Origin of the sequence: Martelella sp. UBA3392 (assembly GCF_002358775.1) — a bacterium.
Classification (GTDB): domain Bacteria; phylum Pseudomonadota; class Alphaproteobacteria; order Rhizobiales; family Rhizobiaceae; genus Martelella; species Martelella mediterranea.
The window spans coordinates 1-4,951 of the sequence record NZ_DEPM01000192.1; the positions used below are offsets into that span (position 1 = coordinate 1).

Annotated in this window: 7 protein-coding genes; 1 reads left to right on the plus strand and 6 read right to left on the minus strand. The window is 62.2% G+C overall.

Translation table 11 applies throughout. From position 1 onward, the window contains the following. From B4E36_RS14795 to B4E36_RS14810, 4 genes are all read right to left on the minus strand, one after another. Positions 1–296 (minus strand): MaoC/PaaZ C-terminal domain-containing protein (locus tag B4E36_RS14795; protein ID WP_345900517.1); only part of this gene is annotated, 296 nt, incomplete at its 3' end. Continuing rightward, a complete protein-coding gene (locus tag B4E36_RS14800) occupies positions 296–1,405 on the minus strand; it encodes an ABC transporter substrate-binding protein (protein ID WP_292058382.1) in 1,110 nt (369 codons plus the stop codon). The genes B4E36_RS14800 and B4E36_RS14795, both read right to left, overlap by 1 nt. Positions 1,406–1,422: 17 nt before the next feature. After that, positions 1,423–2,586 (minus strand): CaiB/BaiF CoA transferase family protein, encoded by a 1,164-nt coding sequence (locus B4E36_RS14805; protein WP_292058328.1) that lies wholly within the window; start codon positions 2,584–2,586, stop codon positions 1,423–1,425. Next, a complete protein-coding gene (locus B4E36_RS14810; protein ID WP_292058330.1) occupies positions 2,583–3,647 on the minus strand; it encodes a Gfo/Idh/MocA family protein in 1,065 nt (354 codons plus the stop codon). Before B4E36_RS14810 ends, B4E36_RS14805 begins: the two co-directional genes overlap by 4 nt. A gap of 263 nt (positions 3,648–3,910) precedes the next feature. Here B4E36_RS14810 and B4E36_RS14815 point away from each other — a divergent pair, with 263 nt between their 5' ends. Beyond that, positions 3,911–4,243 carry a zinc ribbon domain-containing protein YjdM gene (locus B4E36_RS14815; RefSeq protein ID WP_292058333.1) on the plus strand — a complete coding sequence of 111 codons (333 nt, stop codon included), beginning with the start codon at positions 3,911–3,913 and terminating at the stop codon, positions 4,241–4,243. A gap of 30 nt (positions 4,244–4,273) precedes the next feature. Here B4E36_RS14815 and B4E36_RS14820 read toward each other — a convergent pair whose 3' ends face one another. Next, positions 4,274–4,603: an L-rhamnose mutarotase gene (locus B4E36_RS14820; RefSeq protein ID WP_292058334.1), complete on the minus strand. Its 330-nt coding sequence runs from the start codon at positions 4,601–4,603 to the stop codon at positions 4,274–4,276. Positions 4,604–4,627: 24 nt separating this feature from the next. Beyond that, a partial coding sequence (locus B4E36_RS14825; RefSeq protein ID WP_345900518.1) for an amidohydrolase family protein occupies positions 4,628–4,951 on the minus strand: 324 nt, incomplete at its 5' end.

Consider the following 4,951-nt stretch of genomic DNA (forward strand, 5'->3'; position numbering starts at 1 on the left):
ATGGTGTCGCCGATGAAGACGGGTTTCGGAAAGCGCAGCCGCTCATAGCCATAGGTGAAGGAGAGCGGGTTGATTTCCGATGCCGAAAGCCCGATGCCGATCGCAAACGTCATCGTGCCATGGGCGATGCGCTGGCCGAACGGCGTCGATTTCATGTGCTCGGCATCCATGTGATGCGGAAAGAAATCGCCGGTATGGCCGGCATGGACCACGAAATCCGTCTCGGTGATCGTGCGGCCATAGGTGCGGCGTTCCTCGCCGACGGCAATGTCCTCGAAATGGCGCGGACGCTCCATCAGAAACTCTCCTCGAAAAGCCGGTTGAGGCGGGCGATTGTTGCGTGCGGGGTGGCGCCGTCCCTGAGCGCTTCGTTAAGCGCCTCGGAAGCCTCTGCCTGGAAGCGCATATAGCCGTTATGGCGCGGTCGCAGATAGGCGGTTTCCAGCGTCTTGCGGGTGTTGCGGTAGAAATCATGGGTCCTGGCGTTGACGGCGTCGTCGGCCCAGCCGGCGTCGTGGCCGGGCTGACCGCCCGCTTCGGGGTAGAGCCCGGACTGAACCGCGCCGCCCGCCACCCAATAGGCATAGTCGATGGCGGCCTGCCTGTTTTGCGAAAAGGCCGAAACGGCAATGCCGGTGCCGCCGAGCGCGGAGCCGCAAGGGCCATTGTCCGCAAGCGCCGGGATATCGGTAAAGGTCAGGCGATGCGGACGGAAGCCGTCCATCGCATAGTTCACATAGCCGTAGATATAGGGCGAGAGAACGGCTTTCGATCCGGGGGCGGCAAGCGCCTCGAGCACCGCGATCGGGTCCATCGCGAAGTTGTCCGCGGGCACGAGGCTCGCAAGCTCCGCCAGCATCTCGTAGACGGCAATGCCGTCCGCCTCGCCGATCAGCGGCCCGGGGCCATCATTGCGGCAGGGCGTGCCGATATTGGCGGCGAGCGTGTAGAATGTCATCAGGCTGTGGGGCGGGCGCAGCGGCAGCAAGACGCGGCCCTCGCGGGCGAGGCCGATCAGGCTTTCCCAGTCATCGGGAACCGAGGCCAGCAGGTCTTCCCGGTAAGCCATCACCTGGCTTGCGGCATCCAGCGGGAAGGCCCATTGGCGGCCATTATAGTTGTAGCTCGGATAGGATGCACCGACGGAGCCTTCCGCAAGCGCCTTGCGCTCATCTTCGCGACCCTCGACATCAAGCGGCGCCAGGCAGTTTTCCGCTGTGATCTGGCCCACATGCGGGTGGTCGATGACGATCATGTCGTATTGCCGGGCCAGTTCCTCGACGGGGAAGCTTTCGAAATCCTGGAGGCTGCGCTTGTCCCACTCGATCGAAACGCCGGTTTTTTCCTGCCACAGCCGGGCGCTCGCCACCATCGGGTCATAGCCGCGGGGGTGGCTCCAGGTCATGCCTTTCAGTCTAATCGTCACAGTTCGAATTCCTCGCGTATGGCGGCGCTCTGCTCGCCGATCTTCGGCGCCGCGCGGCGGGTTTGCATGCGTTTGCCGTCGACCCGGATGGGCGAGCGCGTGGTCTGGATTGCGATGCCATCGTCGCGCGTCACGGTCTGCAGCATGTCGAGCACCTTGAAACCGGCGTGATCCATCAGTTCCGGCCAGTCCAGCACCCTGGCGCACCAGACGTCCGCCGGCTCCAGAATGGAAAGCCAATGGTCGGTGGTCTGCTCCTTCAGCACGTCGGCGATGATCCGCTTGATGTCGTCGCGTGCGGAAAACCAGAGATCGGGCTTGCCGCGGTAGGGATCGAGCGCGCCGATGCCGAGCACGTCGGCAAGCTGGTCGATCGGCATCATCGCCAGCGCCAGATAGCCGTCGGCCGTTGGATAGACGCCGTAGGGGGCGGAGAGATAGGCATGCGCGGAGCGATAGGCCGAGCGCTTTGGCGGGCGTCTGCCGTCGTTGAGATGCGTGGTCAGCACCTCGAACTGGAAGTCGATCAGCGCTTCGAGCAGGCTGGTCTCGACATGGGCGCCCTTGCCGGTGCGACCCTGCTTCACCAGCGCGGCAAGCACGCCCTGGCAGAGCGCCGCGCCTGCCAGCATGTCGGCGATGGCGAGGCCGAAGGGAACGGGACCCTGATCCTCGTCGCCGTTCAGCCACATCACGCCGGAACGCGCCTGGGCAAGCAGGTCCTGTCCCGGACGGGAGACCCATGGGCCTTCGTCGCCATAACCGGTAATCGAGCCGTAGACGACGCCCGGATGGAATGCCTTGACCGTCTCGTAATCGAGGCCAAGCCGCTCGATCACGCCGGGGCGGAAATTCTGCAGCACGACATCGGCCTTGCCGATCAGCTTGCGCAGCGCCGCCAGGTCGGCCTCGTCCTTCATGTCGATGGCGAGGCTCTCCTTGGAACGGTTGATGGCGTGGAAGATGGTCGAATCGCCGCCGATCTCGGTGTCGGAGAGGTAGAGCCGGCGCGACAGGTCGCCGAGGCCGGGGCGCTCGATCTTGATCACCCGGGCGCCGAGGTCCTGAAGGCGCAGCGAACAGTAGGGGCCGGAAAGGAACTGGCACATGTCCAGCACCAGCACGCCGGCAAGCGGCAGGTCGTCAGTCTCAGCAGTCATGGTTTTTCCTTGATGGGCGTCGCGGGCGAGGCGCTCGACTGGTAGGCGGCTTCGACCAGCGCCATGGTGTTCCAGGCGTCTTCGACCGAGGTGACCAGTTCGGCATCATCGTCGGCGACGAAGCGCTGGAGATTGCTCATCACGCCGATGAAGGCATGGGGGAACCAGGTGCCGGAAAGCGGGATCTGTTGCCATTCGCCGCCCTTTTCGCAGAACCACAATTCGTCCGGCACGCCCTTCGGATAGTTCAGGTTGACACCGAGCGTTGTCGTCGCGACGCCCTTCGTGCCCTCGAAGCGGAAGTAGCAGTCCTGGAATTTCGGGCCGAAATCGTGATTGTGGTTGATCGACAGCACGGCGCGGACGGGCTCGGGGTAGTCGAGGATCGCCGAGGTGCGGGTCTGGGCCATGGTCGACAGCGGGTGGCCCATGGTGCGGGCGTGAACGCCGGCAGGATTGCCGAGGAAATGGCGGATCAGGTCGAGATAGTGGATCGAGTGCAGCAGGATCTCGACGCGGTCCATGGACTTCAGGAAAGGCCAGAGGTCCCAGGGCGTCATCATGTTGGCATGCATCTCGACATCGACCAATTCGCCGAGCGCGCCGCTTTCATATAGATCGTGGATGGCGAGCATCATCGGCGAGAAGCGGAGCTGGAAGTTCACCGCGGCTGTCAGCTTCTTCGCGCGGCAGATTTCCAGAATGGCTGTCGCCTCGTCGAGATTGCGGCCCATCGGCTTCTGTATCAGCACGGCCGCGCCATCGGGCAGGCGGTTTAGCACATCCACATGGGCAACCGGCGGCAGAGCGAGGTCGAAGATCGCGCCGGGCACGGCCGCCGCCGCCTCAACGCTTGCGAACGGGGTGATATCCCACTCGCCGGCGACCTTGGCGGTGCGCTCGGGATCAATATCGTAGAGACCGGCGACCGGCAGGCCGGCCATGCGGTAGGCCGGCATATGGGCATCGCCCACGATCGAGCCGCCGCCGAAGATCACGATGGGGCGCGGGGCGCGAACCGCCGTCCAGCTTTGCGCCGGATTGCGAGCATTCTCTGACACCTGCTCCTCCTTCAGGTTAAAGCATCATTCTTATCTGAATAGATTATTCAAATTTGGATGGAATGCAAGGGGCGCTGAAGGTGTTGCGTGTTTTCCAGCCCGGCTGCTGCGCTTTATCCGGAAGCCATGCGGCAATCCGTCCGCACTCGACAAACCTTGCGTTTCGCACTACCAAGCTCGGGTTTTCGATCACCGGCATATGCGTCCCGCGCTCTTCCCGGTGCTATCCCGCTCATCGCAGCGCCAACACCATGAGGATGATCATGAGCGAATTGCCGCCCTGTCCCAAATGTCAGTCGGTTTACACCTATGAGGATGGCGCTCTGTTCATGTGCCCCGAATGCGGCAATGAATGGTCGCCCGGAGCCGACCAAAGCGACGAACCGCAATTTACCGACGCCAACGGCAATCTCCTGACCGATGGCGATACGGTGACCGTGATCAAGGACCTGAAGCTCAAGGGCTCGAGCCAGGTTCTCAAGGTGGGCACCAAGGTGAAGAACATCCGCCTCGTGGAAGGCGATCACAATATCGACTGCAAGATCGATGGTTTCGGCGCGATGAAGCTGAAATCGGAATTCGTGAAGAAGATCTGAGGCGCGCTCCGCGAGGCGCCTCAAAGCACTTCAATCGAGGTGGAATACGTCTTCCATCTCGATCCACCATTCGTCGTCCTTTGCCGTATCGAGCGGCTTTTGGCAGGGCATGCAGACCGACCACCATTCCTGGGTCTTGGGGTGCGCCGCCATCTTTGCCTGATCGGCCTCGTAATCCTCGCCGGTATATTCGTAATAGGAAAACAGCAGGTTCTCCGGCTCGCGCAGAAAGATGGTGTAGTTCCGGATATTGCACTGCTTGATCATGTCCAGCACCTCCGGCCAGACATCGGCATGCAGCCTCTTGTATTCCGCAACCTTGTCGGCGTTGAGCTTGATGACCATTCCTATGCGCTGCATGGGTTTTCTCCGTGGTGATGTTTTCTAGAGCCGGTAAACGCGGGTGGCGTTCTCGGAGAACAGCTTTTCCTGCTCCTCCGGCGTCGCCTCCGCAACAATGTCCTTGATGCTCGCCACCCAGTCCTCGAGGCTTGCATGGATCGTGCAGACCGGAAAATCCGAGCCCCAGACGACGCGGTCGAAGGTGAAGGCGTCGATGACGTGGGAGATATAGGGGCGCAGTTTCTCCGTGCTCCAGTCCGCGCCGGCATAGGCGATCACGCCGGAAATCTTGGCGGTGACGTTTTCCAGTCGCGCGCATTCGGAAATATGCGCCTCCCATGGCGAAAAGGCATCGTTTTCGATATC